The organism is Bradyrhizobium ganzhouense (genome assembly GCF_049949285.1).
Lineage (GTDB): Bacteria > Pseudomonadota > Alphaproteobacteria > Rhizobiales > Xanthobacteraceae > Bradyrhizobium > Bradyrhizobium ganzhouense.
Genome location: NZ_CP181318.1, coordinates 8,212,766 through 8,238,881, shown reverse-complemented (window position 1 = coordinate 8,238,881; position 26,116 = coordinate 8,212,766). Strand labels below are relative to the sequence as shown.

The window sequence follows — 26,116 nt, the reverse complement described above, 5'->3', positions numbered from 1 at the left end:
GATGCTCTCAAATAGGAGCGTCACGATGGCACATCAACGCAATTTCAGGTCGTTGCGATCACGAGACCTGTTGATGCAGCGCGATTGGCGTTGTCCTCGCTCATTCGGCAGGCGCCGGATGGACCTCGCGTGCCGCAGTCTGATGCCGTCGCGCACCGAATAGCCAATTCTGTAACCGATCGAGGTAGAGGTAGACGACAGGAGTCGTGTAGAGCGTGAGCACCTGCGAGAGAGCAAGACCGCCGACGATCGCGTAACCCAAGGGTTGGCGGATCTCCGATCCCACGCCGGTGCCGACCATCATCGGTACGGCGCCAAGAAGCGCCGCCATCGTCGTCATGAGGATGGGACGGAAGCGCTTGATACAAGCCTGGTAGATCGATTGCTCCGGTGTAAGGCCGTCGGCTTGTTCGGCCTGAATGGCGAAGTCGACCAGCATGATCCCGTTCTTCTTGACGATACCGATGAGCAGAATGATTCCAACCACTGCGATCACGCTCAGGTCGTAATGAGCGGCCATCAGCAGCAGCAGCGCACCGACGCCTGCCGAAGGCAGCGTGGAGATGATCGTGATCGGATGAATGATGCTTTCATAGAGCACGCCGAGGATAAGGTAGATCACGAACAGCGACGCCGCGATCAGGATCGGCGTGCTGTTCAGGGAGGCACCGAAAGCCTGGGCATTGCCCTGGAAGCTGGTTTGCAGCGACAGCGGCGGATGCAGCTCCTTCTCGATCGATTGAATACCGCTCACCGCGTTACCGATTGCAGCTCCGGGCGCCAGATTGAACGAGATCGTCACGGAGGGGAATTGCCCCTGGTGGTTCACGACGAGCGGCGAGACCTTCACCACCGAATCGACCAGCGTCGATAGCGGCACCTGCTGGCCGCTGGACGATTTGACGTAGATACTGTTGAGCGCCTCGGGCCCATACTGGAATTTCGGGTTGACCTCCATGATCACGTGATACTGTTGCAAGGGGGTGTACATCGTCGAGACGATCCGCTGTCCGAATGCGTCGTCGAGCGTGTTGTCGATCGTGTACGGCAGGATGCCGTAGGACGAGGCGACTTCGCGCTTGATCGTGATGTCGAGCAGCGGGCCGGCGTTGAGCTGGTCGGTGGTCACGTCAGCAACCGTGGGCAGCGTCTTGATCTTGTCGAGAAACAGACCGGCCCAGTGGCTCAGTTCGCCCGGATCGGCGTCGTTCATGGTGTATTGGAACTGGGTCTTGTTCAGTCGCGCGCCGATGGTGATGTCCTGCGCGGGTTGCATGTAAAGGGTGATGCCCTGGATCTTGGCCAGATTGGTGCGAAGTCGTGCGATCACCTTGTCGATCGGATCGCGCTTGTCGGCCGGCCTGAGCTGGATGAACACGCGACCATCGTTCACCGTGTAGGTGCCGCCGCCGGCGCCGACCGCCGAGCCCACCGATGCGACGGCGGGGTCCCGCACGACCGCATTGAGCATGGCTTGCTGGCGCTCGGCCATTGCCTGGAATGAGATGTCCTGGGCGGCTTCCGATTGACCCAGGATCAGGCCGGTGTCCTGCTGAGGGAAGAATCCCTTGGGAATGATGGCGTAGAGATATCCGGTGACCGCGATCGTGCCGATCATCACCATCAAGGTGATGAAGCGATGCCGCAGCACAATCTTCAGGCCCGCTTCGTAGGCATTGAGCAGCAGGTCGAAGCCGCGCTCGGACCAGCGGTAGAGGCGGCCGTGCTCCTGGCTCTCGGGTTTGAGCAGGTAGGCGCACATCATCGGTGTCAGGGTGCGGGAGATCACGAGGGAAAGGACCAGTGCGACACTCACCGTGACTGCAAACTCGCGGAACAGCAGTCCGACATAGCCGCTCATCAGGAAGAGCGGAATGAAGACGGCGATCAACGAGAACGTGATCGCCATGACGGTGAAGCCGATCTCGCCGGATCCCTTCATCGCGGCGTCGTGCGGAGACAGGCCTTCCTCGATGTGCCGCGTGATGTTCTCGATCTCGACGACGGCGTCGTCGACCACGAATCCGACCGCGATTGAAAGCGCCATCAGCGACAGATTGTCGAGGCTATAGCCCATTTCGTAGAGGATCGCGAAAGTACCAATCAGCGAGAGCGGCACGGTGACGGCCGGGATGATGGTTGCCCAGAAGCTGCGAAGAAAGATGAAGATCACCATCACGACGAGGGCAACGGTCAGGAGCAACGTGAACTGCACGTCCGCAACCGAAGCCCGGATCGTCTGGGTGCGGTCCGAAATGACGTTGATCTTGATATCGGCGGGAATAGACGCCTGGAGCGTCGGCATCATCGCCTTGATGCGCTGCACCGTCTCGATGACGTTGGCCCCGGGCTGACGCTGAACGGCAAGAATGATGGCCCGGTTGTTGTTGTACCAGCCCGCGATCAGGTCGTTTTCGCCCGCGCTGACCGCGCGACCGATGTCGCGAACACGGACCGGCGATCCGTTGCGGTAGGCGATGACCAGATCGGCATATTGTTCCGGGTGAAACAGCTGGTCATTGGTGTTGAGAGTATAGGTCTGACGGGGGCTGTTGAGCGTACCCTTGGCCAGATCCACATTCGCCTGGCCAAGGACGGTTCGTAAATCCTCCAGATTGATTCCGCGCGCGGCAAGCGCCTGTGGATCGACCTGCACACGAACCGCAGCCTTCTGCTGGCCGCCAATTCCGACGAGACCCACGCCCTGGATCTGCGAGATCTTCTGCAGCAGGATGTTCTCGGCATATGCATCGACTGTGGTGAGCGGCAGGCTGTCCGAAGTGAGGCCAAGCACGAGGATCGGCGTGTCGGCCGGGTTGACCTTCCGGATCGTCGGCGGATAGGGCATGCCGGTGGGCAGATACGGGCTTGCCGCGTTGATGGCCGAAAGCGTATCGCTGACCGCACCGTCAATCTGGCGGTTCAAGTCGAATTGCAGCGTGACCTGGGTGTAGCCGAGCGCGCTCGCCGACGTCATTTGCGTCAGTCCGGGAATTTCCCCAAACTGGAGCTCGAGCGGGGAAGCGACCGAAGAGGCCATCGTCTGCGGGTCCGCGCCGGGCATCTGGGCGGTGACCGTCAGCGTCGGATAGTTGACGTTCGGCAGGGCGGCCACCGGCAGCAACGGATACGCGACAAGGCCGGCAGCCAGCAATCCGATCATCAGCAGTGCGGTCGCGATCGGTCGTCGGATGAAGGGTGCGGAGATGTTCATGGGATCGGTGCCTGTAATGCGTCTTGAGCGGCGGCTTCCTCTGCGGCCTTGCCGTGCAAGGGGACGACGTGCGTTCCCGGCCGCAGCTTATATTGCCCGTCGACCACAACCTGCTCATCGGCCTTCAGGCCGGAATCAATCAGCGCCTGACCGTCACTGACCTCGGCAACCTTGATCCGTCGGAGAGAGACCGTATTGTCTGAATTGACGACGTAGGCATATGGTCCGTTCGGTCCTTGCTGGACGACAGAGGCGGGAACCGTCAGGCCGTTGTGCCGCGTATCGAGCAGCAGTCGTGCATTGACGAGTTCACCCGGCCAGAGGCTCCTTGCCTTGTTGGCGAAGTTCGCCTTGAGCTGGATCGAGCCGGTGGTCTGCAGGATCTCGTTATTGACGAGTCCGAGCTGTCCCTCGCCAAGCCGGATCGTGTTGTCCTGATTGTAGGCCAGAACAGAAAGAGGCGCCTTCGTCTTCAGCTGCTGTTGCTGGATCTGCGGAAGAACGGTCTCGGGCAGGGTAAAGATCAGGGAGATCGGGTCCAGTTGTGTCACGACACAGAGGCCGTTCGTATTTGACGGGCTGATGATGTTGCCAACGTCGATCTGGCGGATGCCGACCACGCCGTCTATTGGAGATGTAAGCCGCGTAAAACTGAGCTGCACTTTTGCAGCATCGATCAGCGCCTGGTCTGCCTTGACCGCCGCCTGTACCTGACTGACTTGTGCATTTTGCGTTTCAATCAATTGAGGCGTGGCCCAACCCTTGTCGCCGAGCTGGTTGTAACGGGTCTGATTGGCTCGCGCGTTTGCGAGCTGCGCCTGGTCGCGTTCGAGATTGGCGACATATTGATCGATCAGGGCCTGGTAGGGCCGCGGATCGATCTGTGCGAGCAGATCGCCAGCATGGACCTGCTGCCCCTCGGTAAAGTTGATGCTGGTGATCTGCCCCTGGATCTGGGCCCGCACGATATCCGTGTTGTAGGCGATCACCGTGCCGACGCCGGTCAGATAGGTCGGGACGTCACGTTGGGTGACGGTGCCGGCGACGATCGGAACAGCTGGCGACGGGGCCGATGCTGCCGCTGCCCTCGGCGCGGGGTAGAGATGCGTAAAGCGCAGCAGGCCGGCACTCGCTGCGATCGCAGCCAATACGGCGACGGAGATGACGATCTTCGTTTTCATGGATGTTGCTCCGAAAAAAGCAGAAGCTCAGCAGCCGCCCGGCAGGGCAGTGGATGTCGATGAGCCGAAGGACGAACATCCGGGTGTGGTGGTCGAAGCGGATGTCGCAGACGGAGCGATTACAGTCGGCATTGTCGGTACCGTCGGCGCGACGCTGCCGGTCAGGAGCGGGGCTGCCGGCGTAGGAATCAGCGCCGCAGAGCTGATACCCTGATTGCCGATCTCCGTTGAGTCGAGCGGAATGCCCGTCCTGGGACTGCCGCCGGATGTCGTCGGCGCGGTCGACGCCGGGCTCGAAGACGCGGCGATGCTGCTCGAGCCCGAGCCGCACATGCCCGACATGCCAGCGGTATCGAGCGTGCCCGTGGTGGCACTTTGCGTCGTTCCCGACATCATCGACATGGATGAGGTCGCCGCTATCCCCGACGACGTGTCCATCGATGCCGCTGTGCTCCCAGTTGCGCCCGAGGCTGGTGCCGAACCCGCCATCGCCATTCCGCCGCCGTCATAGGTCGACGTCGAGCCGTACATTCCGCTTGGCGAGAGGCCGACAGTTGAGCATGCGGTGCCGGTGGACGGTGTGGCGATGCTGCCGGTGACAAGAGGGGCCGGGCTGATGCCCGGTGAAGGAAGTTCAGTCGCGCCTAGACCAATACCCGCCGGCGAAATCGATGCCCCTGCGGTGCTACCGAGCGGGGAGGTCACTCCCATTGTGGGAGTTGGGAGGGCCATCCCTGTCACCTGTGCGAACGCTCCGCCACTCGCGAAGAAGGCAAGACAAGCGGCGACGAGGCAATATCTCACGGCGTCCTCCATTGCAGTCGAAGCTGGTGAACTGAAACTGTTGTCGGATGACGCATGCTCTTGCGGTTTCGCACGAAAATCGCGTGGGCTCGGTCTGCGACGGCGGCAATCTCAATAGGAACAAGCGGAAGGACCCGCCGAGGCGGGTCCATTTGTCTCTTCCGGATACCGGCGCGGTCGCGGTATTTGCGGGGCAGATCAAAGATGTCGAGGCAAGGTCACATCGCTCACGACCAGAACCTGTCCGGCAGGTTGACAACGATGGGTACAGGCGTGCTCCGCACCACGACCCATCGGAAAGGCAGGACGCGAGATGGATTGATCTCCATATGCGGAAGGAACGCGGGAACATGAATGAAGTCGCCGGCCTTCGCGCGTGCAGAGAACTCACCCCTGTCGCCCCACTGAACTTCGCAACGGCCCGACAGGACGAACGCGATCGTGTCCTGTTCGCCGTGATGGTGGATTCCGGTTCGTGCGCCCGGCTCCACTTCGAAGAGGCCCCCCCAGATTGTCGACGTGATGCCCAGCGACGGTCCGATCGCGGCAAAGCGATGGGATCCCGATGTCTGGGCCGTCGTCGCGTCGAATCGATCGCGACTCACGATTTGGATTTCTGATCGTATGTCCATCATGCGGCCTCCCGATCCGGAGGCGCCATGAACTCGGGGCCGACGGGATCCTTGATTGTCTCCCGGAGAATCCGGTCGATTTCGGCCATGGCCGCATCATCGATTTGCCAGCCGAGTACGTCGGCGATTGGCGAGAGTTGCTCCGCGCGTCGAGCACCCCACAACGCAATGTTCAACTCGCCGCGATCGAGCACCCAGCGTGCCGCCAGATGGATCACTCGTCTGCTGAAGTGCTCCTGTGCGAACTGGTCGAGCTGCGCCACGGCATCGAGATATTGCTGAAAGCGTGGCGATCGAAATTTGGGGTCGCTCTTCCGCAGGTCGTCGCCGGTGAAACGGCTCGATGCCGACATGCTGCCGGATAGCAGGCCTCGGCACAGCGAGCCGTAAGCGAGCAGCGCGATCTTCTTCTCCTGGCAATAAGGGAGCACGTCCTGTTCGATGGCGCGTTCGAACAGATTGTAGGGCGGCTGAGCCGAATGAAGCGGCGCGACCTTGCGGAATTCATCCATCTGCGCCGGGCTGAAATTGCTGACGCCGACCGCGCGAATCTTGCCGTCGCGGTGCAGCGCGCCGACCGCCTCGGCAGTTTCGGCAATCGGTGTCAGGGGATCGGGCCAGTGCACCTGATAGAGGTCGATGACATCCGTCCGGAGCCGGCGCAGAGAACTCTCGGCTTCCGCGATGATTCGCGCCTTGCGCGCGTTGCGGAACGGTTGGCCGTTCCTCCAATCGAGCCCGACCTTTGTGGCGATGACGGCGTTCCGACGGCGGCCGTCGGCAAGGGCCTTTCCGACGATTTCTTCCGAGCGGCCGAAGCCGTAGACGGGCGCTGTATCGATGAGATTGATTCCGCAATCGATCGCTTCCTGGATCGTCCTGATCGCATCGCCTTCGTCGGTTCCACCCCACATCCAGCCGCCGATCGCCCACGTCCCAAGCGCAATGCGAGATGCGTGAATGGATGTGCCGGGAATGTCGATATATTCCATGTTTCTTTTCGGGGTGACGTTCATTGCTTACTCCTGTTTTGGCCTGCGCCCATCTGATTGCATGAGACGACGCCGGGGATGATGCCGCGAACCAATCTCGATGCTCTGATCTGATGTCTCACGGAATCGCGGCTTGGCGCTCTCCGTTGGCGGCGTCGAATGGGCGAGCTCGATAGGTCCGAGATATTGCCGCTGGCGATGTGTCGCCATTAAATTGGACTTCAGAGTCGTCACTTCGAATTGACGCCCCCGATTGCGACTGTCATCGGCACCGGATGGTGCAAGCAGACCCAGACCGAAGGCAGGTAGCTCCGGCTGCACTAGCTGCAGCTGAGCGGCAATGGCTGATCCGGATGCAGGGCGTACCAATCGTAGCAGTCGGGGTCGCCGTAATACGCGTAACCCGGCCGGTATCTGCCGTAGTGGTTCATGGCGTGGTCATGGATACCCGTGCCATACGGATGGGGATGATCGCCAAGGCCGAGATGATCGCCACCGATCCGACCCATGTCGCCACGCATTGCCATGCCGCCGAGATGAACGCCTCCACCGAAGCCGCCCACGTGCGTACCGCCGCCGATACTGCCGATGTGCGCGCCTCCTCCGAAACCGCCCATGTGTCCGCCACCGCCGAAACCTCCGCCGTGACCGCCACCACCTCCGCCGCCGCCCCGTGCATCCGCCGCACCGACAGCCAGTGCGGAGGCAAGCGCGGCCGTAGCCAGGATCATCATCACTCGTTTCATCAGGATACTCCGTGTATTTGAATGTTCACCGGTCAGCGCAGCATCCGTACGCTCCTGCGTCGCCAGGCTTTTGCGATGCTTGAAAGAGTAGGGACGCGTGGCAGCCGCGCTATTCAAATTGCCTTCACAAAGAGCGGAGTACTGTCTAGTCGCGGCAAGTCGAGAAATTGCGAGACCAAAGAGGGACGCGATTGACGCTTGCCGCCGGAGAGAACGATCAAAAAGAGCGGGCTGGAAGAGAGTCCAGCCCGCTCCTTGTCAGTGCGCTGTTCGACCAAGAGTCACGAGCGCCAAGGCGCAAAAAGAACAGTCGAATAGGCCGAACCGCAGTACGCAGGTTAGAACGGGCCCGTGCCCGGTTCGCAGGGAATGTTGTTGCCGGTCCACGGCGCCGTTGCATATGCGCCGACGCGCGGCGGCTGAACGCAGGCACGGTCACCGGAATAGAACGGCGCCTCCGGCGCGGCGGCATTGGCTTCCATAGCAGTGCGCCGAGCATGGCTGCCGCTTTCACGCGCCATGGCGGGCGTAGCAAGCATGGCCACCGCAATCAGTCCAGTCGACAGCAGTTTGAGATTCGTCATTGAGCTTCTCCGTTGAAAAAGAGCGGGCCGAGTCAAGGAGCGGCCCGTCCGAGCAGATGGGATGGATCACGGATCAGCCAAACGCACGAAGCACTCACGTGGCTTCAATGGAGCGTGACTCGGAAGGGCGAGAAGTGGCGTCAATTGGTATCGATACGCGCTTTTGCGAGAAACGCGGGTAGTCGCGCAGACCTTTTCGAGAGCGCAGCTCGAAGGAGGATTGAATGGACGAAGATCGGCCACGCTGCGGCGCTGTGGTGAGTCCTCACGTCGAGCGGCGCGTTGAGGCGGTTTTACCGAGCTGCGCGGGCCGACGGGCCTACAGTCCCGCTTCCTCCGAGGCCACGATTCCGAGTGCCGTCCAGTCGAGTCCGCCGTGCCCACGCGCGATTCCCGTGATCAACCGGTCGCGGACGACGCCGACCGATGGCATGGGCGCGCCCGCCAGCTCCGCCTCGGCGAGTGCCAGGCGTACGTCCTTGAGCGCCAGCGGCATCGTCAACCCAGGTTTGAAACTGCCGGCGAGGAGCCGGCTGCCGTAGTTCTTGTGAACGCGGCCGTCAAACATCGTGCCGGTCATGATATCCACGAACTGCCGCGGGTCCTGCCCACGTTTGCGCAGAACGGTCACGATTTCTCCGAGGACCTCGAGAGCTGTCGCCGTCATCATGTTGCCGAGCAGCTTGATGAGATTGGCTTGCGCGGGATCGGTCCCGACGACAAACGTCTGCCCCAGTGAATCCGTCACCGGACGGCAACGTCCCAACGAAGCTGGGCTGCCTGCCAGGATGACGGCCAGCTGTCGGGCTCTGGCTGCGTCGGGGTTGCCGAACACGGGGGCTGCAACGTAGCCTTGACCGCGTCGCTCGTGCTCGAGCAGGAGCGCGGCCGAGGTGTCGGTGCTGATAGTGCTCATCGACAGATGGATCGCGCCTGGCTGTAATGACTCCGATATCCCGAAGGGTCCAAAGAAGACATTCCGCACGGCAGCGTCATCCGGCAGCATGGTGATGATGATGTCGCTGTCGAACAAGTCCGAGCGACGCGTTGTGGCCGGGACGCCGAGCGCGTGGAGGTCGTTGATGCGCTCCGGCCGACGCACATAGGCGCATACGTTGCGACCGTCGGCCACGAGATTGGCCGCCATGGCTGTACCCATCAGGCCGAGCCCGACAAATCCGATTTTGGAGGACATCGGTAGATCAGCCTGCGGATTGCCGTTCGTGTTCCGTTCGTCGACATCGTCCAGCATGGCGGCTCGTCCTCTTGATGGCGTACCCGGGAACGTAAGCGGCCGACTGAAGGATGTCGTCTAAAATCGATTTCAATGTTGCGGGAAACGGGTGGCGGAGCCGCGCGGCGAAGCGATCATGCGCTGGGCGGTCCCCGATTAAAGTCTTTAAATTGCTATTTAATGGCGCCGCCGCGACGGAGAGTTTATGTCTTTCCGCGAGGGCCCTGCCGCGCTTTGGCAAGGCGGCGTGCTAGTCCGAAGCGGGCGGCGCTAAGCCAAGGAGTTGGGTAGCGCGGTCCGGCTCATTTCCAAGTCGGCTATTTGGACGGTGCCTATGACTTTGCCAACGAGCGAGCATATGATTTCCAGCCGGCCGGCCGGGCACTTTGGCACACCTGAGATCGAGCTGATGATGAAGGTACTTCTGATCGAGGACGACGCGGGAACGGCCGAGGAGATCGTGGCCGAGCTGAGCGAGCTTGGGTTTGAGGTCGAGTGGGCGTCAAACGGAATCGACGGCCTCGACAAGGCTCGCGCGCTGCATCCCGATGTCCTGATTGTCGATCGCATGCTGCCCGGTATGGACGGGCTCACGATCATTGAGGCGTTACGGAGAGACCAGGTCAGTACCCCCGTTTTGGTGCTGAGCGCGCTCGGGGCCGTCGACGATCGGGTGCGAGGCTTGCGAAGCGGCGGAGACGATTACCTGACGAAGCCCTTTGCAGTCGTGGAGCTCATAGCAAGAATTGAAGCCCTGCTCCGTCGTCCCACAGACAGCCGTGGGACGACGTTGCGGGTCGGTCCTCTCGAGCTCGATCTGATCGAGCGTACCGCTAGGCGCGGCGAACGGGAGATCGATCTATTGCCGCGCGAATTCCGCCTCCTCGAATACATGATGCGGCGAAGTGATCAATTGCTGACCCGCGCGATGTTGCTCGAAGAGGTCTGGAACTACAAGTTCGTCCCGTCCACAACCAATCTCGTCGACGTGCATATGGGCCGGCTGCGGCACAAGGTCGACGGCGCTGGCGAACCCCAGTTGATTCACAATGTCAGGGGCTCCGGGTTCATTCTGCGAGCGCAGCAATAGACGCCAGCGCCGTCGTCTGGCGATCGAATGAGGTCCGAACTCCAACCGGCGGGATCGATGCGCCAGCTCCAATTGATACGCTCGAACACCTTCCGCTGGGCCTCGGCGGTGGCCGCCGTATTCGCCGTATTCATGATCGCGATATTCGGCTTCATCTACTGGAAGATTGACGGCTATCTGATCACGCGATCCGATCGCATGATCGCCCAACAGCTCAATTTCATTGCGGTCCTGCCGCGCGACCGCCGCGTTGATGCAATCTCGGATCATCTCGCCCAGGATTCCCGAGGCGTCCAGTATGCTGGATTGTTTGATCCTGCCGGCAATCGGCTTGCTGGCAATCTCGCACGGATGCCGCAGGACTTCAGGGTCGACGGAGCGGCGCAAGCTGCGAAGGTGGCGCGGGTTGGTCAATCGCAGGGTGGTGATCCGCTGATTCGCGCGGTAGGCAGGCGTCTGGAAAACGGCAGCGTCCTCGTCCTGGGACGGAACGTCGACGAGACACGCGAGATATCGAGTGTCGTGGGGCAAGCCCTCATGCTGGGGCTGCTGCCGGCGCTCTGTCTGTGCTTGTTGGCCGGAGCCTGGTTGAGCGTACGTTCCCAAAGGCGGGTCGAGGAGGTCAATCAACGGGTCCAGCGCATCATCGCCGGTGACCTGCGCGAACGCCTTCCGCATCGAGATGTCAACGATCCGTTCTCCAGATTGGCTGTGATCGTGAACGGCATGCTTGATGAAATGGAGGCAATGATCAATGCGCTCGCCGGCGTCGGTAACGATATTGCGCACGATCTGCGGACCCCGCTGACGCGCGCCCGGCTGTCCCTGGAGCGCGGGCGCACGCACGCAACCACCCTTGAGCAACTTCAGGCCGTCGCGGACAAGGCAATCGGGGGCATTGATCAGTCGCTCGCGATCATCACCGCGCTGCTGCGACTGACGGAGATCGAGAACGGCCGGCGTTCGGCCGGGTTCGGCAATGTTGCGCTTCATGAAATCCTGCGGGAAGTATGCGACGTTTACGAGCCGATCGCGGAGGACAAGAGCATCGGGCTTGGTGTTGATATCGACCGCAAGCTGCATGTCTGGGGTGACCGGGATCTGCTCTTCGAGGCCGTGGCAAACCTCGTCGACAACGCCATCAAGTTCACGCCGGCTGGCGGGAAGGTCAGCCTGGACCTCTTGCGTGGTGACAACGAAACGATCGTGCGCGTGACCGATACCGGTTCGGGTATCAGTGAACAGGAGCGTGAAGCCGTGTTGCGGCGATTTTACCGCTCCGACAAGATGCGCAACACGCCGGGTGTCGGGCTCGGACTGAGCCTGGTGGCGGCCATCGTCAAGCTGCATGGCTTCAGGCTGGTCATCCGCCCCGGTCCCGGGGGGCGCGTCGAGATCGTCTGTCCTGACAAGTCCAATGGAGCGAACCAGCCGCAGAAATGATCGATGCGATGGCCAGATGCGGCACTACCGCCCAGCCTTGCCGAAGATCAAGTCTGATTGGGAAGTTCCCGCCGGGCGGCCAATCACAACCGTGCCGTGGTTTAACGCCTGGTGACAGGAGTTGCAGGCCTCGCTGAGCGTGTCATAGGCTCTGCCAAACGCCGCGTCATCTTTCCGATCGATCGCAACCTTCAGATCCTCGAAGGGGTGCTTGGTAACGGACTCGATCATGTCGGGAAGCGGGGTATTCTGCTCCATCGGATGCGCCCGTCCAAGTCGGCCGAATGCGCCGCGGAGATTGCCTAGCTCGTAGGCGGCGAACTCCCAATCGCCGGCTTGCTCGGCGCTCCATATTCGCTCGTGCCTGGGTTGAATCGTTTCAATCATCATGTCGCTGATGCTTGGCAGGTACGCTGGCGGTTGAGTGGAGGAGGCGCTTGGTGCGCCCGCGTGAGCTCCGGGCAGGTGCACAAAGGCGGTTGTCAGCAGGATCACGATGGAAGCTGACAGCAGGCCAAACGCCAGCGAGCTCTTCGATACGGCAGAGAAGGGACCAGGGTTCATGGTGGCTATTCCGAACGGGGTGGAAGAAACGTAGGTGGGCCCCGTGCTGCACGGGCCCACCCAAGCTCGCTCGTTTGCTACGAGGCCGGCTTCGGAGCAGGGGCGTTGGCCGACGAGACGCGCCACACGGTATTGCCGACATCGTCGGCGATCAGCAGCGCACCGGTCCGATCGACGGCAAGACCGACCGGTCTGCCGTGAGTGTGGTTGTCTGCATCCAGAAAGCCGGTGACGACGTCCTGCGCGGGGCCCGAGGGGCTGCCATCCTTGAAGGGTACGAAGACCACCTTGTAACCGTTGAGTGGTGTTCGATCCCAGCTGCCATGCTCTCCGACGAAGGCGCCGCTTTCATAGTTTGCAGGCAAACCATGGCCGGCGGACATGGCAAATCCGAGCGGAGCCACGTGGGAGCTGAGCGCGTAGTCCGGCACGATCGCTCTGGCCACCAGATCTGGCCGTTGCGGTTGAACGCGCGGATCGAGATGCCGGCCATAATAGCTGTACGGCCAGCCGTAAAAGCCCCCGTCCTGCACTGAGGTGAGATAATCCGGCACCAAATCGGGCCCGATCTCGTCGCGTTCGTTGGCAATCGCCCAAAGCTTGCCGGTCGTCGGTTCCCATTGCAGGCCTGTCGGGTTGCGCACGCCGCTGGCGAAAACGCGATGCGCACCGGTCGCGCGGTCGACCTCCCAGATGGCGGCACGCTCATACTCGGCCTGCAGGCCGTTCTCTCCGACGTTGCTGTTCGACCCGACGCCGACGTAGAGCTTGGATCCGTCGGGGCTGGCCAGCAGGCTCTTCGTCCAGTGATGATCGATCGGGCCGCCCGGCAGATCAGTCAGCTTGGTGCCCTTGGCGGTGATGCTGGTCTGCCCGTCCTGATACGGATAGCGCATTATCGCGTCCGTATTTGCGACGTAGAGATCGTGACCAACCAGCGCTACGCCAAACGGCGAATTGAGGTGATCCAGAAACACCGTTCGCGTGTCGGGAACGCCATCGCCATTGGTATCGCGGAGCAACGTAATTCGGTTAGCGTCCTTCGCCTTGGCGCCGGCGAACAGCTGCACCACGCCGGTGATCAGATCCTTGGGACGGAATACCGGCGCCTTTGGGCCGTTGCTCTCGACGATCAGCACGTCGCCGTTCGGCAGGACGTAGACCGATCTGGGGTGCTGAAGCGCCGTGGCAAGCGCATGGACCTGCAGCCCCTGCGGTACCTTGGGTGCCTCGGATCCCCATCCCACCGGCGTCGCGATCCGGATCGGTGGCAGCAGATATTGATGCAGTGGGGGCAGCGCGGGATTTGCGCCGATCTGCAGCTTTGGGTCGCCTCCGGTATCGTTGCAGCCGGCCAGACCCAATCCGGCGACAGCGGCCATGATGGCAGCAACCCGCGACAAGCTCGCCTTGACTTCGGTCATGCCCTTGCTCCGATGCGATAGCGATGGGTCAACGTCCAGCCTGGGGACATCGCGAGAAGCAGGAGGACGAGCGCGACTCCCGAGAGAGTGAGGCCCGTGGGGACGATCGCGGTATAGCCGTCGCGGCTGTGAACGAGGACATTGAAAATGGATAGCACGACCGCGGACGCGTAGGCCGATGTGCGGATCCACGCCGGTCTCTGGCCGCGAAAGAGGTCGATCAAGGCGGCCAGCGCGACAAGCGCAGCCATGACCAGTCCCCCCGCAATCAGCCAGACGGAAAACCGGTACCACATCACCTCGGCGGTCCGGCTATAGGCCAGGTCGGTGGCGAATGCCGCCGCGAAATAGGCGACTGGAAACGGTACCAGCATCTGGTGAATGGGAACTCTGCGTCTCCTGGCCTGTGGCCGACTGGTGAGGGTGGTACTTTCCGACTTGGTCATGCTTGCGCGCTCCGTGCATCGATTTCTAGGTGTCCTTGCGCCCACGAAAGAATGGCGCTCTACGCGGATCCATTGACCTGACTGGGCGCCTGTCTTCGATATCGCTATCGACCCCCAGCAAATCTTTCGAATTCGCACGCAGCGGGACAAGCCGGTCGGCCAGTTGCACTGTCGTGCGATCAGGAAAATCCGATCGTCAGGCGAAGATATCTCTCTTGATGAGCAACGTAGCTGGGGAGAGCAGCAATGATCACCGGTAGTCCGTTTCAGCAGCGAGCGAAGCTCCTCTGGTGCGGTGGAAACCCTGCGCTTGCATCGAGATATGTGGCCGAGGAGAGCGCGATTGCGCTCACCTTTGGCGGATCCACCAACGCGGTGATGATGGCCACGCCAGCCGATCTGGAGGATTTCGGAGTTGGCTTTGCCCTGACGGAAGGGATCATCGAGCAGGCCGACGAGATTGCCAGCATCGAGATCGTGAGGAGCAACCTCGGGATCGAGGTCCAAATGTGGTTGGGCCGATACCGGGCGGACGAACTCTCGGCGCGTCGCCGGGCCATGGTCGGTCCGGTCGGCTGCGGATTGTGCGAAATCGAAAGCCTGGAGCAGGCCTGTCCGGCGCCACCGCATGTATCAAGCACTGCGACCTTTCGCGCACGCGACTTGTTGAACGCCATGAGCGCGCTGGCGCCCTTGCAGGAACTCAATCAGAAGACACGGAGCGTGCACGCCGCCGCGTTCTGGCAGCCGCGCAGCGGCATAAATCTGGTGCGGGAGGATGTCGGGCGTCACAACGCGCTCGACAAACTCGCCGGTGCACTCATGCGACAGGACATGGCGCGAGCAGGCGGTGCGATCCTTCTGACAAGCCGCGTTTCGGTTGAGATGGTGCAGAAAACCGCCCGGATCGGCGCTCCTGTCCTCGTCGCGGTCTCGGCACCGACCTCGCTCGCAGTTGAGACAGCCGATCAGGCAGGCATCACGCTGATCGCGGTCGCCCGTGCGGATGGATATGAGATCTTTACCCATCCCGATCGCCTCATCTTTTCCGACTGTCCGACCATCGCCGCGTGAACGCTCCTCGCGCACGCTAGATCCCTCCGTCGCTTCGGCAGGATCCGGCGTGCAAATGCGCAAAATACACTCGCTCCGGAAAAGGCCCTCGCGAAGCGAATCCTACCTGCACCAGGGCGGGATCAAGGCGAGACCCGTGAGGGGAAAGGATGGCTCACATGGATGCAACGGCACTTCTGCTGTCGCGGATACAGTTCGGCTTCACCATCTCATTTCACATCATCTTCCCGGCCTTCACGATCGGTCTTGCGGCCTGGTTGACCGTCCTCGAAGCAATGCACATGCGAACGGGCCGTCCCGTCTATCAGGCGCTGTTCGAATTCTGGCTCAAGATATTCGGCGTTGCTTTCGGCATGGGCGTCGTCTCGGGCGTTGTCATGGGATTCCAGTTCGGAACGAACTGGAGCGTCTTGTCGAAGATGTCCGGACCGATCCAGGGGCCGCTTCTCTCCTACGAGACATTCACGGCATTCATGTTGGAAGCCAGCTTCTTCGGAGTCCTCGTGTTCGGACGCAAGCGGGTGCCGCCATGGTTCTATCTGGTCTCCACCGCGATGGTGTCGCTCGGAACCACGTTGTCCGCCTTCTGGATCATGACCAACAACAGCTGGATGCAGGTGCCGGTCGGCTACGTCGTCCAGAACGGCTACTTCGTGCCGGACGATTGGACGAAGATCATTTTCAATTCGGTCGTATGGTCGCGCTTTCCGCACATGCTGCTGGCGGCTTATCTCACGGGCGCATTTTGCGTTGCCGCGACCGGCGCATGGTACGTGTTGCGCGGCGATTACTACGCCGAATCCCGGGTGATGCTGCGAATGGGGCTGTTCCTCGCGGCAATCCTGATCCCTGTCCAGCTCTTATTCGGTCATCTGGTCGGCGACTACGTTCACGACTATCAACCGGTGAAGTTCGCAGCGATCGAGGGCCGCTGGCACGACGAGCAGCCCGCGAGCGAAGTGCTGATCGGACTGCCGGATCCGGCGACTGAAAGCAACAAATTCGAGATCAAGGTGCCGATTCTCGGAAGCATTATCGCGAGTTCGAGCCTGACCTCGAAGGAGGTGGGGCTGGCAGATTTCGCGCCGCAGGATCGCCCGCCGGTGCTGATACCGTTCGTAACGTTCCGCATCATGGTCGGCTGCGGGCTGGTCATGCTCGCGATCGCGTGGCTCGGGTCCTATCTGAGCATCAAGCGGCGCCTGCGCCGAAACCGCGCCATGCTTTGGGCAATCTTCCTTGGTTTTCCGCTTCCGTTCATCGCCATTCTCACCGGCTGGTATGTTGCCGAGGTGGGACGACAGCCCTGGGCGATCTACGGATTGCTGCGGACGGCCGACGCCGTGACGCCGTTCCTGACGGCGCCGGCGGCGATGACCTCGCTCGTGCTATTCGGCGCTGTTTATCTCTTCATCTTCTCGTTCGGCACATTCTACATCTATCGGCTTTTGCGCATCGGTCCGGCGCGCCTCGTCGTCGATCCGCCGCACGACGCCTCGCCAAATCGTCCGATGTCGCTCGCCGATCCGGATCTCATTCGGTCGGGCTACACGCGCGCAGGAGAATAGAGATGGTCTTGTTCTGGGTTGCACTTCTTGCCATCAGCATCGTGATCTACCTGCTGCTCGACGGATTCGATCTCGGGGTCGGCATGCTGTTTGGTTTCGCCGGCGGCGAGGCGAACCGCGACACGATGCTCAACACCGTCGCGCCGGTCTGGGATGGCAACGAGACCTGGCTTGTCGTGGCCGGCGTGATCCTGTGGGGCGCATTTCCGGTCGTCTATGCGACACTGCTGTCAGCCTTCTATCTGCCGGTCATCATCATGCTGCTCGGCTTGATCCTGCGTGGCGTTGCCTTCGAATTTCGTCACAGGGCGACGCCGCAACTTCGCTGGATCTGGGACGTGAGCTTCGTGAGCGGATCGTTCGCTGCGAGCTTCATGCAGGGGGTGACGGTCGGCGCCCTGGTGCAGGACCTGAAGTTCACCGACGGGGTCTATGTCGGCGGCATCTTCGGCTGGCTGAGCCCGTTTTCCCTGTTGTGCGGTACCGGACTGTGTCTGGCTTACGCCCTTCTAGGCGCGAGTTGGCTGGTGCAGAAGTGCCAATCGGACGTCCGTGACAGGGCTCGCCGCCAGATACCCGCGCTGGCACTTGCCGTGCTGGCGTTCCTGATCGCGGTGTTTGCGCATGCGTTGATCACGAACTTGCCGATCATGCATCGCTGGCTCGATCGACCCTACCTGTTTGTGTTTCCTGCCATCGGAGCTATGGCTGCGGTGGTGCTGGCCAGCAGCATCCTGCGTCACAACGATCGCTGGCCGTTCGCTGCCGTTGCCGTCATCTTCGTCGCGGCGTTTGGAACGCTGGCACTGTCGTTCTGGCCTTACATGATCCCATTTGCCATCACGATCGACGAGGCGGCGGCGCCTCACGCCAGTCTCGCCTTCATGTTCTGGGGCGAGGGCCTCTTCGTCTTCCCCTTGATGGTGCTGTATGTCGCGATCGGGTATCGGGTGTTCAGAGGCAAGGTGGAGACGACGCCCGGTCACTACTGATCCTGAGGCCTTATCCGCGGAAACGTTCGCGATACTCGCTGGGGCCAGTGCCAATGCGTCTCAAAAAGGCGCGCCGCATCACGTCGGGATTTGCAAAGCCGCAGCTGGATGCGACGCGCTGCAACGGTTTGTCGGTGTCCTCGAGCAACCGCCGGGCCGAGTCGACGCGCGCCATCTCGACGAAGTCGCCCGGCGTCATTCCGGCCTCCTCCTGGAAGACGCGGGTGAAATTGCGCACGCTCATCGCGGCCCGCGCGGCAAGCGTCTTCACCGTCAGGTCAAGGGGCAAATGATCGAGGATCCAATGCTGGATCGTCTGAATGCGCCCTTCGGTCGCGACCTGCGCGGCGAGATGAGCACTGAACTGCGACTGGCCGCCCGGTCGCTTCAGGAAGACGACCAGGCGGCGGGCGACGGAGAGCGCGACATCGCGCCCGTGATCGTTCTCGATCAGCTTCAGTGCGAGGTCGATTCCGGCCGTGACGCCGGCCGATGTCCAAAGCGGACCATCCTCGACGAAGATCTGATCGGATACCACTTTTGCGGCCGGAAATCGCTCCGCCAATTCACTGGCGTGCTGCCAATGTGTCGTCACGCTGAATCCATCCAGCAATCCGGCGGCGCCGAGAAAGAAGGCGCCGGTGCAGACGGAGCCGTGACGGCGGCTGCGCGGCGCGTGCCGTCGCAGCCAGGCATGGAGAGGCGAGTCCGTGTAAGCGCGAGCGTAGTCGGGGGTGCCCGCGACCAGCATCGTATCGATCGGCTGCTCGTCTTCAAAGATCGAGCCATGGGTCAAGATCGACATTGCTCCTGCCGTCACAGCTCGATCCGGACTGGTCGACAACAGACGCACATCGTAGTTGCACCTGCCGGGAGCCTGCCGATTGGCCTCCAGAAAGGCATCCAGAGGACCGGAAATGTCCAATGATTGCGCGTTCGGCGGCACAATAATCGCGATCGGCGTGCCAGTCATCTCGTTCCCCCCATCACACGGCGCGGGCGTCCCTGGCCGGTGGCGTCAGACCCAGCCGCTCAATTCACGGCGCACAACCGCCTCGATCACGCGCATTCCGCGGCTGCTGTCGTTCAGACAATCGATGCGAGCGAATGCGTCGCCGCCTTCGTCGAAGAAGTATTTCGCGTTTTCCTGTCCGATTTCCTCAATTGTTTCCAGACAATCGGTCGAGAAACCGGGGGTTATGACTGCGATCCGCCTGACGCCCCTCGCCGCAAGCGCCTTTATGGTCTCGTCCGTATACGGTTTCAACCATTCTGCCCGGCCAAAGCGTGACTGGAACGAGACGATGAGGCGGTCTTGCGATAACCCCAAGCGTGTCCGAATGAGCTCCGCAGTCCTGTGACAATGGGCATAGTATGGATCGCGCGCGACGTGAGTGGTGAGCGGCATGCCGTGAAAGGATGCGACGATGACGTCCGGTTCGAAACCGGCGCCAAGGAGGCGCTCGGTCAGTGAGCCCGCAAGCGCATCGACATAGGTATCCTGATCGTAGTATGGCGCTGCGACCCGCAGTGCCGGCTGATTTCGCATGGATGCGAGCACCGCGAAGAGCTTGTCGCAAGCCGTCGCGCTCGTGGCGGCCGAATACTGCGGATAGAGCGGGACGAAGAGGATGCGCTCGCATCCGCTGGCCACGAGCCTCTCGGTGGCGGCTTTCAGGGACGGGTTTCCGTAACGCATCCCCCAGTCGACGATGACGTTGGATGTCGAATCGCCAAGAAGACCGTCACGGATAGACTGTTGCAGCTTCTCTGCCTGCGACCGCGTGATGGTCTTGAGCGGGCTCTCGTTCCGGTCGCGGTTCCAGATCGTTGCGTAATCCTGTCCCTTTCGTCGTGGTCGGGTCGTCAGAATCAGCGCATTCAAGATGAAGAGCCAGAGTAGCCTGGGCGCTTCAACCACCCTTCGATCAGACAAGAACTCGGCGAGGTATCGCCTGACGGACCAATAGTCCGTGCCGTCCGGAGTGCCGAGATTGCTCAGGAGCACGCCGATTTTCGGAGAGTCCGGCGGCCTTCCGATGTCGAACAGCGGAGTCATCTTGTCCGTCTCCTCACAACGCTCGAGCTGCAGGGGATCTGCGGCAAAAGCCAATTCGGGCGCTGCGATATCTGGCGGCATTGTCAGCCCGCGGCGACCGTCAGCCTCGGCGGGTCCCGGCGTGTCGCTTCTTTGGGCCGCGCCGATCGGCGCGGGCCGCGTTTCAACCTCATCTGACGACGGTTACAGTTTGCCCTCAGCGAACCTGGCCAGCGCGTCGGCAACGCCCTTGCCATAGGCCGGGTCCGCCTTGGCGCAGTTGGCCACGTGTCGCTCCTGGATATGCCTTGCGGCCTGACCCACCTGGCGCGCGGTATTCTCGAACAGCGTCTGCTTCTGTGCCGCGGTCATCTTCCGGAACAAATTGCCGGGCTGCTGCCAGTGGTCGTCGTCCACACGGTGATCCCAATGCGCGGCCGCCCCCGTGATCTCGAGCGGTGGCTCGTTCAACTGGGGCCGGTCGATCCATTCGCCGCGGCTGTTCGGCCAGTAGGTCGGCGTGCGGCCAAGATTGCCGTCGGTCCGCATCGCGCCGTCGCGGTGATAGCTATGGAACGGGCATTTCGGTGCGTTGACCGGGATGTGGTGGTGGTTGACGCCAAGCCGGTAGCGCTGCGCGTCGCCATAGGAGAACAGGCGCGCCTGGAGCATCTTGTCCGGCGAATAGCCGATACCCGGCACGATATTGGCGGGCGAGAACGCGGCCTGCTCGACTTCGGCAAAGACGTTTTCCGGATTCCGGTTGAGCTCGAAATAGCCGACCTCGATCAGCGGATAATCGGCCTTCGGCCAGACCTTGGTGAGATCGAACGGATTGAAGGCAAACTTCGTCGCCTGCTCGTCCGTCATCACCTGGATGCACAGCGTCCAGCGCGGAAACTCGCGTCGCTCGATGCTGCCGATTAGGTCGCGCTGATGGCTTTCGCGATCCTTTCCGACCAGGGCCTCTGCCTCCGCGTCAGTCAGGTTCTGGATGCCCTGCTGGGTGCGGAAATGAAACTTCACCCAGACGCGCTCATTGTTCGCGTTGAGCAGGCTGTATGTGTGACTGCCGAAGCCGTGCATGTGGCGGTAGCTTCTGGGGATGCCGCGCTCGCTCATGACGACGGTGACCTGGTGCAACGCTTCGGGAAGCAGCGTCCAGAAATCCCAGTTGTTGTCGGCGCTCCGCATGCCCGTATAGGGATCGCGCTTGATCGCGTGGTTCAGATCGGGAAAGCGCAACGGATCGCGGAAGAAGAAGACCGGCGTGTTGTTGCCGACCATGTCCCAATTGCCTTCATCGGTATAGAATTTGAGCGAGAACCCGCGGATGTCGCGCTCGGCGTCCGCCGCACCGCGCTCGCCGGCGACCGTCGAGAACCGCGCGAACATCGGCGTCTGCTTGCCGATCTCGGAAAAGATCCTCGCCTTGGTATAGCGGGTGATGTCGTGGGTGACCGTGAACGTGCCGTGAGCGCCCGAACCCTTGGCGTGCATTCGCCGTTCAGGAATGACTTCCCGGTCGAAATGCGCGAGCTTCTCGATCAGCCAGACGTCTTGCAGCAATGCCGGTCCGCGCGGCCCGGCAGTTTGTATATTGACGTTGTCCGTGACGGGCGCGCCCGATGCGTGCGTCAGAAACGGTCTTTGAGACTTGTCGTTCATGGGGGTTCTCCTGCATTGGTGTGGTGAACCTTGTCATCCTCGGATCAATAGGAGAATGACAAGAGTGCTATCGGATTGAGAGGCTGTGCCTCTCAATCCAGGATTCGTGGATCGATGACGTTCGGTCCGGGCGGCCGCACCCAAGTAGCCTAGCTGGCCGGCCTGGATTCCTTGTGCGCACGACGACGCGTTCAGATCGTCAGCCGCGCCGCTTGGCACGCTCGTGGAAGATCGAGCCGATGAAATCGAGACTGATCCGCGCCGCGAGCAGCGACGTGATTCCCGACGGGTCGTAGGGCGGCGAGACCTCGACAAAGTCGGCGCCGACCACCTCGAAGCGCCATGCGATCTCCTGGAGAAGATCCTTGGCTTCGTAATAGCTGAAACCGCCATGGCTGATCGTTGCGGTCCCCGGCGCGATCGACGGATCGAAGCTGTCGATATCGATCGAGACGTAGACCCGCTCGCCATCCGGAATGTGCGAGAGAGCCGCGGCCGCGCCGATCGAGCGGAACTTGCGCAACGAGACGACGTGCGTGCCGTAGGCCTTCGCCGCCTCGTAGTCCTTTTTGCTTACGGAGGCCATGTTGTGCGGGCCGAGCGTCGTGATGCCCTTCACATGTGCCATCTCCGAGGCACGGCGCATCGGGCTGCCGTGACCCCAGCTGATGCCGTTGCGCTCATCGATGAAGTCGAAATGCGCGTCGAGATGGATGATGTGGATCGGCTTCTCGTCCGAATACGCCGCGACGGTTGCCATGGTGATGGCGTGATCGCCGCCAAGAATATACGGCATCGTCTTGGCATCGAGCAGTGCCCGAACTGCTAGCTCGGCGTTCGCCAGGCTGCGCTTGGTGTCGGCGTAGATCACGTCACTGTCGCCGGCGTCGACGATCTTGACCTCCTCGGCAGTGAGGTAGGTGACCTCGTCCTCGAAATCGAACACGCCTTCCGGACCGAAGCCATGGAACATGGATGCTTCGCGGATCGCGCGCGGCCCGAACCGCGTTCCGACGCGATAGCTCGAGGCAGTATCGATCGGAATCCCAAGCACGGCGACATCGGTGCCGTCGAGTTTGTCCCAGTTAGTGCAGGCCGGCTGGCCGGCAAAGGTGGCAAGGCCTACGAAAGGCAGGTTCATCCGCTCCGGCATGTTGCGGCTCTTGGTCTGCATCGTCATTGCAAGGATCCTTCTAAAAGCTGTCCGGGTGCGGCGTGATCAGCACGCCGCGTTGTTGCGTTCAGCAAATTTCGCCAGTCACACCTTCACGCTCATAGGCACGGCGGACTGAGGGCAGTGCCGTCACCATGTCGAGCAGCCGCGCGATGTGCTGCCGCGAACGGGGCGGATTGGACATCGGGCGCGCCCAGCGTGCGAGCATGACGACGTAAAAATCGGCCGCGCTCAACTTGTCCCCGAGGAAGAGGGGACCGTTCGTTTCGAGGTGCTGCTCGATGACGTCCAGATAGGCGCCGGCCCGCCGCTCCGCGCCATGCCTGACGATCTCCGTCGCAGCAGCCTCCGTGCTGGTCAGGCGATCGGGGTACTGCCAGATCATCAGCTCCTCCTGCAGCGAGTTCGTCAGGAAGATCAGCCACTGATAGAACTTGGCACGCTCCGGGCTACCGATCCTGGGTGCAAGGTTGGCTTCCGGATGCCGGTCGACCAGGTGGAGAATAATCGCCGCCGCCTCGGACAGCACGAGTCCGCTGTCGACCAAGGTCGGAATGCGACCGTTCGGGTTGATCGCCAGGTATTCTTCCGATTTCTGGGCATTCCTGGCGCGATCGACGAGGACAAGCTCGTACGCCTGACCGAGCTCTTCGAGCACCATGTGGGGCGCTGCGTTGGCATTGCTGGGGAAGTAGTGAAGTTGATACATCGTTGTTCTCTCCGCACTTGTGTCTGCTCACGTACGGAAAACTAGAAATCGGGGCGGTTGGCCGCAACGACAGATGCCCGTCGATCTCGGCCAAAGGTCCGTCGATCCTGGCCATTGCGTCTGATCTAGGGACGGCGTTTCAGCAGGGACGTGCGCACGGATTGATAGCGGCCCGCCCTGCGACTATCTGGTTCGATAGTCGTGACCTATGCCCTGGAGCTCCGTACGATGAATCTGAGCGGCCTGTCGTTGCGCGATCTCGAATATGTCGTGGCTATTGCGGACCACGGCAGCTTCATTCGCGCCGCCGAGCATTGTCGCGTTGCGCAACCGTCATTGTCCGCGCAGGTCCGCAAGCTCGAAGCCTTGCTCGGCATGGTGATCTTCGAGCGCACCACGCGGCGCGTCATCGTGACGGTTGAAGGCAAGTCCTTTGTCGAACAGGCCCGCCGCGTTCTGGCGGAGGCGCGGCTTCTCTTCACCATCGTCCAGCGGTCGGACAAGCCGTTCGGTGGCGTTCTGCGGCTCGCCGCAATTTCGACGCTCGGGCCCTATCTTTTTCCAAGGATATTGCCGGCGCTTCGCAAGAAATATTCCGAACTCACCCTCGTTCTGAGCGAGGGCCTCACCGGCGAGCTTGTGCCGAAGCTGATCGATGGCCAGGTCGATGCCGTGCTTCTGTCGTTGCCGCAAACGGACGCCGCATTGGCGAGCGTCGGGATATTTTCGGAACCGTTCCTGCTGGCGTGCCCGAAGGGGCATCCCGCGTCCCGCAAGGGCGGTCCGACCTGGGACGCGCTCGATGCCGAGCAACGGCTGCTGCTGGAGGAGGGGCATTGCCTGCGCGAGCAGGCGCTCGCCGGCTGCTCTGCTCCGGGCCGGACCAATCGCCTCGCCACCAGTCTGGAGACGCTGAAATACATGGTCGCCGCGGGAGAGGGCTGCACGCTGGTGCCCGCCCTTGCGGTATCCGAGCGGGATGCGGTTGCCTATTCGCGGCCGCCGGGCGCCACCTTTTCGCGAAAGGTGGGGCTTGCCTGGCGCAAGAGCGATCCACGCGCAATGGAATTTTCCGCACTCTCTGAAACGCTGAGACAGATCGCCAAATCGTTCGACGACGTGAAGGCGGCTTGACGACGATTGTATCGTCGGCGCTCCGCCATAACTCTTTGCGTTTCGGACGCTGTCCGGTGAAGCCATCGATCGGGATCCACTGATCGACGGCTTCCAGCACGTTCGGCCGAACGATACCTGACCTACCGTTTCGGCATGACGCCCGGCGCATTGTCGGGCCAGCTCGCGATCGTGGCTTCGTCGACATTGAGATGCTGCGCCACGAGTTTCGGCGGCGTATGCGTGAGCCAGTTGGAGAGCGAGACCTCCTCGTAGCGCGAGGAGCGGAACACGCCGATGAACCGTAGATCAGTATCGCCGACGTTCTCGACATAGTGACCGAGGTTGCGCCTGACATAGCCGATGTCGCCGGCATTGAAGTCCATCGTCAGTGCGTTCGGACCGGTATCAAACACCGTCATGCGCGCCTTGCCCTTGATATAGTACTGCCACTCGTCCGCGTTCGGGTGCCAGTGCATCTCCCTGATGCCGCCGGGACGAACCGTGACCAGTGCGGCCGACACTGTGGTTGAAACCTTGAAATTGCTGCTGTCGGCCACCTGGATGCTCCCTGTCTCGGAAGATTTGAGCGGACGGGAGGAGCCGAGCGGGAAGATGAAGGGATGCGTTGCGACGGGTGCATCCTTTTGCATCGCGGCGCGATCGGTGGCGATGTCGCCGGGCACGGTGCCCTGGAAGATCCAGAGATCGTGCAGCGGAATCCTGGCAAATGCGTCCGCCGGAACGCCGAAGTTCTTGGCGAGGACCTCGGGCGGCGTGTGGGCGAACCAGTCAGAGACCAGCAAGGTGTTGAATTCGTCGGCATGTCCGTCATCGAAGCAGATGACGAATTCGCATCCATCCGGACCCAGGCCCTGCAGCGAATGCGGCGCTCCTGGCGGGAAATACCAGAGATCGCCCTCCTTGACATCCGCAACAAAGGGACGGCCCTGCGCATCGAGAACCGTCACGCGGCACGTGCCATAGGTCATGATCGCCCACTCGGCAGCCTGGTGCCAGTGCAGCTCGCGAATGCCGCCGGCCGTCAGGCGCATGTTGACGCCCGATATCTCCTTGGAAATAGCAAAATCGGCAACGGTAACCTGCCGCGCCCATCCGCCGTTCTGGATACGCTTCGATGCGTTGTTGAACGATGCCCACGGCGTCGGCATGCCGCCGACATCCGTCGCCGGTGGAGATTGCGCCGAGGGAAATTGACCGCCCAGAACCTGACTTTGCGGGCCGGGATCGCTGAGATTTCCCGGGCCTTTTGCGTTGATGGCGCCCTGGGGCGGCTCGTCCGGATTGCCAAAAGATGCAGCCTTCGCGGAGGACACCATGGCCGCGCCCATGGCCGAGGCTGCCAGCAGGTTTCGTCTCGAAATCATAATCGTACCTCCAAAGGGATTGTTCTGCAGAGCCGTCA

At 61.7% G+C, this 26,116-nt stretch carries 24 protein-coding genes; 9 read left to right on the top strand and 15 right to left on the bottom strand.

Annotation, left to right across the window (positions count from 1 at the left end; translation table 11 throughout):
* Positions 1-100 precede the first annotated feature (100 nt).
* Together ACLFLU_RS38305 and ACLFLU_RS38300 are read right to left on the bottom strand one after the other, a co-directional pair.
* Positions 101-3,214 carry an efflux RND transporter permease subunit gene (locus tag ACLFLU_RS38305; protein WP_426409803.1) on the bottom strand — a complete coding sequence of 1,038 codons (3,114 nt, stop codon included), beginning with the start codon at positions 3,212-3,214 and terminating at the stop codon, positions 101-103.
* Complete coding sequence (locus ACLFLU_RS38300) at positions 3,211-4,395, bottom strand: efflux RND transporter periplasmic adaptor subunit (protein ID WP_426409802.1); 1,185 nt, start codon at positions 4,393-4,395, stop codon at positions 3,211-3,213. Before ACLFLU_RS38300 ends, ACLFLU_RS38305 begins: the two co-directional genes overlap by 4 nt.
* Between ACLFLU_RS38300 and ACLFLU_RS38295 the strand changes: the two genes are divergently transcribed.
* A complete protein-coding gene (locus ACLFLU_RS38295; RefSeq protein WP_426409801.1) occupies positions 4,376-4,609 on the top strand; it encodes a hypothetical protein in 234 nt (77 codons plus the stop codon). The genes ACLFLU_RS38300 and ACLFLU_RS38295 overlap by 20 nt on opposite strands.
* A gap of 27 nt (positions 4,610-4,636) precedes the next feature.
* The gene (locus ACLFLU_RS38290; RefSeq protein WP_426409800.1) at positions 4,637-4,906 is read left to right on the top strand and encodes a hypothetical protein; all 270 of its coding nucleotides are present in this window, start codon (positions 4,637-4,639) and stop codon (positions 4,904-4,906) included.
* Positions 4,907-5,426: 520 nt separating this feature from the next.
* Here ACLFLU_RS38290 and ACLFLU_RS38285 read toward each other — a convergent pair.
* Both ACLFLU_RS38285 and ACLFLU_RS38280 read right to left on the bottom strand, forming a co-directional pair.
* Positions 5,427-5,834 carry a cupin domain-containing protein gene (locus tag ACLFLU_RS38285; RefSeq protein ID WP_426409799.1) on the bottom strand — a complete coding sequence of 136 codons (408 nt, stop codon included), beginning with the start codon at positions 5,832-5,834 and terminating at the stop codon, positions 5,427-5,429.
* Positions 5,831-6,847 carry an aldo/keto reductase gene (locus tag ACLFLU_RS38280; protein ID WP_426409798.1) on the bottom strand — a complete coding sequence of 339 codons (1,017 nt, stop codon included), beginning with the start codon at positions 6,845-6,847 and terminating at the stop codon, positions 5,831-5,833. The genes ACLFLU_RS38285 and ACLFLU_RS38280 overlap by 4 nt, the downstream gene beginning before the upstream one ends.
* 416 nt (positions 6,848-7,263) lie before the next feature.
* On the opposite strand from ACLFLU_RS38280, the gene ACLFLU_RS38275 reads away from it, so the two are divergent.
* Positions 7,264-7,590 carry a hypothetical protein gene (locus ACLFLU_RS38275; protein ID WP_426409797.1) on the top strand — a complete coding sequence of 109 codons (327 nt, stop codon included), beginning with the start codon at positions 7,264-7,266 and terminating at the stop codon, positions 7,588-7,590.
* A gap of 317 nt (positions 7,591-7,907) precedes the next feature.
* Here the strand turns inward: ACLFLU_RS38275 and ACLFLU_RS38270 are convergent, their stop codons facing one another.
* Positions 7,908-8,153, bottom strand: coding sequence for a hypothetical protein (locus ACLFLU_RS38270; protein ID WP_426409796.1), 246 nt, complete (start codon positions 8,151-8,153; stop codon positions 7,908-7,910).
* 319 nt (positions 8,154-8,472) lie between these two features.
* Positions 8,473-9,405 carry an NAD(P)-dependent oxidoreductase gene (locus ACLFLU_RS38265; RefSeq protein ID WP_426409795.1) on the bottom strand — a complete coding sequence of 311 codons (933 nt, stop codon included), beginning with the start codon at positions 9,403-9,405 and terminating at the stop codon, positions 8,473-8,475.
* Between the two features lie 391 nt (positions 9,406-9,796).
* Here ACLFLU_RS38265 and ACLFLU_RS38260 point away from each other — a divergent pair, with 391 nt between their 5' ends.
* Together ACLFLU_RS38260 and ACLFLU_RS38255 are read left to right on the top strand one after the other, a co-directional pair.
* Positions 9,797-10,477 carry a response regulator transcription factor gene (locus ACLFLU_RS38260; protein WP_426414162.1) on the top strand — a complete coding sequence of 227 codons (681 nt, stop codon included), beginning with the start codon at positions 9,797-9,799 and terminating at the stop codon, positions 10,475-10,477.
* A gap of 57 nt (positions 10,478-10,534) precedes the next feature.
* Positions 10,535-11,920 carry an ATP-binding protein gene (locus ACLFLU_RS38255; protein WP_426409794.1) on the top strand — a complete coding sequence of 462 codons (1,386 nt, stop codon included), beginning with the start codon at positions 10,535-10,537 and terminating at the stop codon, positions 11,918-11,920.
* Positions 11,921-11,944: 24 nt separating this feature from the next.
* Here ACLFLU_RS38255 and ACLFLU_RS38250 read toward each other — a convergent pair whose 3' ends face one another.
* From ACLFLU_RS38250 to ACLFLU_RS38240, 3 genes are all read right to left on the bottom strand, one after another.
* Complete coding sequence (locus ACLFLU_RS38250) at positions 11,945-12,484, bottom strand: cytochrome family protein (protein ID WP_426409793.1); 540 nt, start codon at positions 12,482-12,484, stop codon at positions 11,945-11,947.
* 77 nt (positions 12,485-12,561) lie between these two features.
* Entirely contained in the window at positions 12,562-13,908 is a 1,347-nt protein-coding gene (locus ACLFLU_RS38245) for a PQQ-dependent sugar dehydrogenase (RefSeq protein WP_426409792.1), read from the bottom strand.
* Positions 13,905-14,354: a DUF2231 domain-containing protein gene (locus tag ACLFLU_RS38240; protein WP_426409791.1), complete on the bottom strand. Its 450-nt coding sequence runs from the start codon at positions 14,352-14,354 to the stop codon at positions 13,905-13,907. The genes ACLFLU_RS38245 and ACLFLU_RS38240 overlap by 4 nt, the downstream gene beginning before the upstream one ends.
* A 246-nt stretch (positions 14,355-14,600) precedes the next feature.
* Here ACLFLU_RS38240 and fdhD point away from each other — a divergent pair, with 246 nt between their 5' ends.
* The 3 genes from fdhD to cydB all read left to right on the top strand — a co-directional run bounded on the left by fdhD (position 14,601) and on the right by cydB (position 17,988).
* Positions 14,601-15,428: a formate dehydrogenase accessory sulfurtransferase FdhD gene (gene fdhD, locus ACLFLU_RS38235; protein WP_426409790.1), complete on the top strand. Its 828-nt coding sequence runs from the start codon at positions 14,601-14,603 to the stop codon at positions 15,426-15,428.
* Positions 15,429-15,586: 158 nt separating this feature from the next.
* Positions 15,587-16,996, top strand: coding sequence for a cytochrome ubiquinol oxidase subunit I (locus ACLFLU_RS38230; RefSeq protein ID WP_426409789.1), 1,410 nt, complete (start codon positions 15,587-15,589; stop codon positions 16,994-16,996).
* A 2-nt stretch (positions 16,997-16,998) separates the two neighbouring features.
* A complete protein-coding gene (gene cydB / locus ACLFLU_RS38225; protein WP_426409788.1) occupies positions 16,999-17,988 on the top strand; it encodes a cytochrome d ubiquinol oxidase subunit II in 990 nt (329 codons plus the stop codon).
* Between the two features lie 10 nt (positions 17,989-17,998).
* Here cydB and ACLFLU_RS38220 read toward each other — a convergent pair whose 3' ends face one another.
* The 5 genes from ACLFLU_RS38220 to ACLFLU_RS38200 all read right to left on the bottom strand — a co-directional run bounded on the left by ACLFLU_RS38220 (position 17,999) and on the right by ACLFLU_RS38200 (position 23,529).
* The gene (locus ACLFLU_RS38220; RefSeq protein ID WP_426409787.1) at positions 17,999-18,961 is read right to left on the bottom strand and encodes a GlxA family transcriptional regulator; all 963 of its coding nucleotides are present in this window, start codon (positions 18,959-18,961) and stop codon (positions 17,999-18,001) included.
* Between the two features lie 45 nt (positions 18,962-19,006).
* Positions 19,007-20,047 carry a ferrochelatase gene (gene hemH / locus ACLFLU_RS38215; RefSeq protein WP_426414161.1) on the bottom strand — a complete coding sequence of 347 codons (1,041 nt, stop codon included), beginning with the start codon at positions 20,045-20,047 and terminating at the stop codon, positions 19,007-19,009.
* Positions 20,048-20,230: 183 nt separating this feature from the next.
* A complete protein-coding gene (locus ACLFLU_RS38210) occupies positions 20,231-21,694 on the bottom strand; it encodes a catalase (RefSeq protein ID WP_426409786.1) in 1,464 nt (487 codons plus the stop codon).
* A gap of 199 nt (positions 21,695-21,893) precedes the next feature.
* Positions 21,894-22,874, bottom strand: a complete 981-nt coding sequence (locus ACLFLU_RS38205; RefSeq protein ID WP_426409785.1) for an agmatinase — start codon at positions 22,872-22,874, stop codon at positions 21,894-21,896.
* A 61-nt stretch (positions 22,875-22,935) separates the two neighbouring features.
* Positions 22,936-23,529 (bottom strand): glutathione S-transferase family protein, encoded by a 594-nt coding sequence (locus ACLFLU_RS38200; RefSeq protein WP_426409784.1) that lies wholly within the window; start codon positions 23,527-23,529, stop codon positions 22,936-22,938.
* Between the two features lie 276 nt (positions 23,530-23,805).
* On the opposite strand from ACLFLU_RS38200, the gene ACLFLU_RS38195 reads away from it, so the two are divergent.
* The gene (locus ACLFLU_RS38195; protein ID WP_426409783.1) at positions 23,806-24,711 is read left to right on the top strand and encodes a LysR substrate-binding domain-containing protein; all 906 of its coding nucleotides are present in this window, start codon (positions 23,806-23,808) and stop codon (positions 24,709-24,711) included.
* Between the two features lie 122 nt (positions 24,712-24,833).
* Here ACLFLU_RS38195 and ACLFLU_RS38190 read toward each other — a convergent pair whose 3' ends face one another.
* The gene (locus tag ACLFLU_RS38190; RefSeq protein ID WP_426409782.1) at positions 24,834-26,078 is read right to left on the bottom strand and encodes an oxalate decarboxylase family bicupin; all 1,245 of its coding nucleotides are present in this window, start codon (positions 26,076-26,078) and stop codon (positions 24,834-24,836) included.
* Between the last annotated feature and the right edge of the window lie 38 nt (positions 26,079-26,116).

Coding starts and splice junctions, on each gene's coding strand:
- ACLFLU_RS38190 (WP_426409782.1), bottom strand. CDS start 26,078: ATGATTTCGAGACGAAACCTGCTGGCAGCCTCGGCCATGGGCGCGGCC.
- cydB (WP_426409788.1), top strand. CDS start 16,999: ATGGTCTTGTTCTGGGTTGCACTTCTTGCCATCAGCATCGTGATCTAC.
- ACLFLU_RS38275 (WP_426409797.1), top strand. CDS start 7,264: ATGGATACCCGTGCCATACGGATGGGGATGATCGCCAAGGCCGAGATG.
- ACLFLU_RS38245 (WP_426409792.1), bottom strand. CDS start 13,908: ATGACCGAAGTCAAGGCGAGCTTGTCGCGGGTTGCTGCCATCATGGCC.
- ACLFLU_RS38285 (WP_426409799.1), bottom strand. CDS start 5,834: ATGATGGACATACGATCAGAAATCCAAATCGTGAGTCGCGATCGATTC.
- fdhD (WP_426409790.1), top strand. CDS start 14,601: ATGATCACCGGTAGTCCGTTTCAGCAGCGAGCGAAGCTCCTCTGGTGC.
- ACLFLU_RS38220 (WP_426409787.1), bottom strand. CDS start 18,961: ATGACTGGCACGCCGATCGCGATTATTGTGCCGCCGAACGCGCAATCA.
- ACLFLU_RS38255 (WP_426409794.1), top strand. CDS start 10,535: ATGCGCCAGCTCCAATTGATACGCTCGAACACCTTCCGCTGGGCCTCG.
- hemH (WP_426414161.1), bottom strand. CDS start 20,047: ATGACTCCGCTGTTCGACATCGGAAGGCCGCCGGACTCTCCGAAAATC.
- ACLFLU_RS38205 (WP_426409785.1), bottom strand. CDS start 22,874: ATGACGATGCAGACCAAGAGCCGCAACATGCCGGAGCGGATGAACCTG.
- ACLFLU_RS38280 (WP_426409798.1), bottom strand. CDS start 6,847: ATGAACGTCACCCCGAAAAGAAACATGGAATATATCGACATTCCCGGC.
- ACLFLU_RS38260 (WP_426414162.1), top strand. CDS start 9,797: ATGATGAAGGTACTTCTGATCGAGGACGACGCGGGAACGGCCGAGGAG.
- ACLFLU_RS38195 (WP_426409783.1), top strand. CDS start 23,806: ATGAATCTGAGCGGCCTGTCGTTGCGCGATCTCGAATATGTCGTGGCT.
- ACLFLU_RS38290 (WP_426409800.1), top strand. CDS start 4,637: ATGCCCGTCCTGGGACTGCCGCCGGATGTCGTCGGCGCGGTCGACGCC.
- ACLFLU_RS38265 (WP_426409795.1), bottom strand. CDS start 9,405: ATGCTGGACGATGTCGACGAACGGAACACGAACGGCAATCCGCAGGCT.
- ACLFLU_RS38300 (WP_426409802.1), bottom strand. CDS start 4,395: ATGAAAACGAAGATCGTCATCTCCGTCGCCGTATTGGCTGCGATCGCA.
- ACLFLU_RS38250 (WP_426409793.1), bottom strand. CDS start 12,484: ATGAACCCTGGTCCCTTCTCTGCCGTATCGAAGAGCTCGCTGGCGTTT.
- ACLFLU_RS38270 (WP_426409796.1), bottom strand. CDS start 8,153: ATGACGAATCTCAAACTGCTGTCGACTGGACTGATTGCGGTGGCCATG.
- ACLFLU_RS38200 (WP_426409784.1), bottom strand. CDS start 23,529: ATGGTGCTCGAAGAGCTCGGTCAGGCGTACGAGCTTGTCCTCGTCGAT.
- ACLFLU_RS38240 (WP_426409791.1), bottom strand. CDS start 14,354: ATGACCAAGTCGGAAAGTACCACCCTCACCAGTCGGCCACAGGCCAGG.
- ACLFLU_RS38230 (WP_426409789.1), top strand. CDS start 15,587: ATGGATGCAACGGCACTTCTGCTGTCGCGGATACAGTTCGGCTTCACC.
- ACLFLU_RS38305 (WP_426409803.1), bottom strand. CDS start 3,214: ATGAACATCTCCGCACCCTTCATCCGACGACCGATCGCGACCGCACTG.
- ACLFLU_RS38295 (WP_426409801.1), top strand. CDS start 4,376: ATGACGATCTTCGTTTTCATGGATGTTGCTCCGAAAAAAGCAGAAGCT.
- ACLFLU_RS38210 (WP_426409786.1), bottom strand. CDS start 21,694: ATGAACGACAAGTCTCAAAGACCGTTTCTGACGCACGCATCGGGCGCG.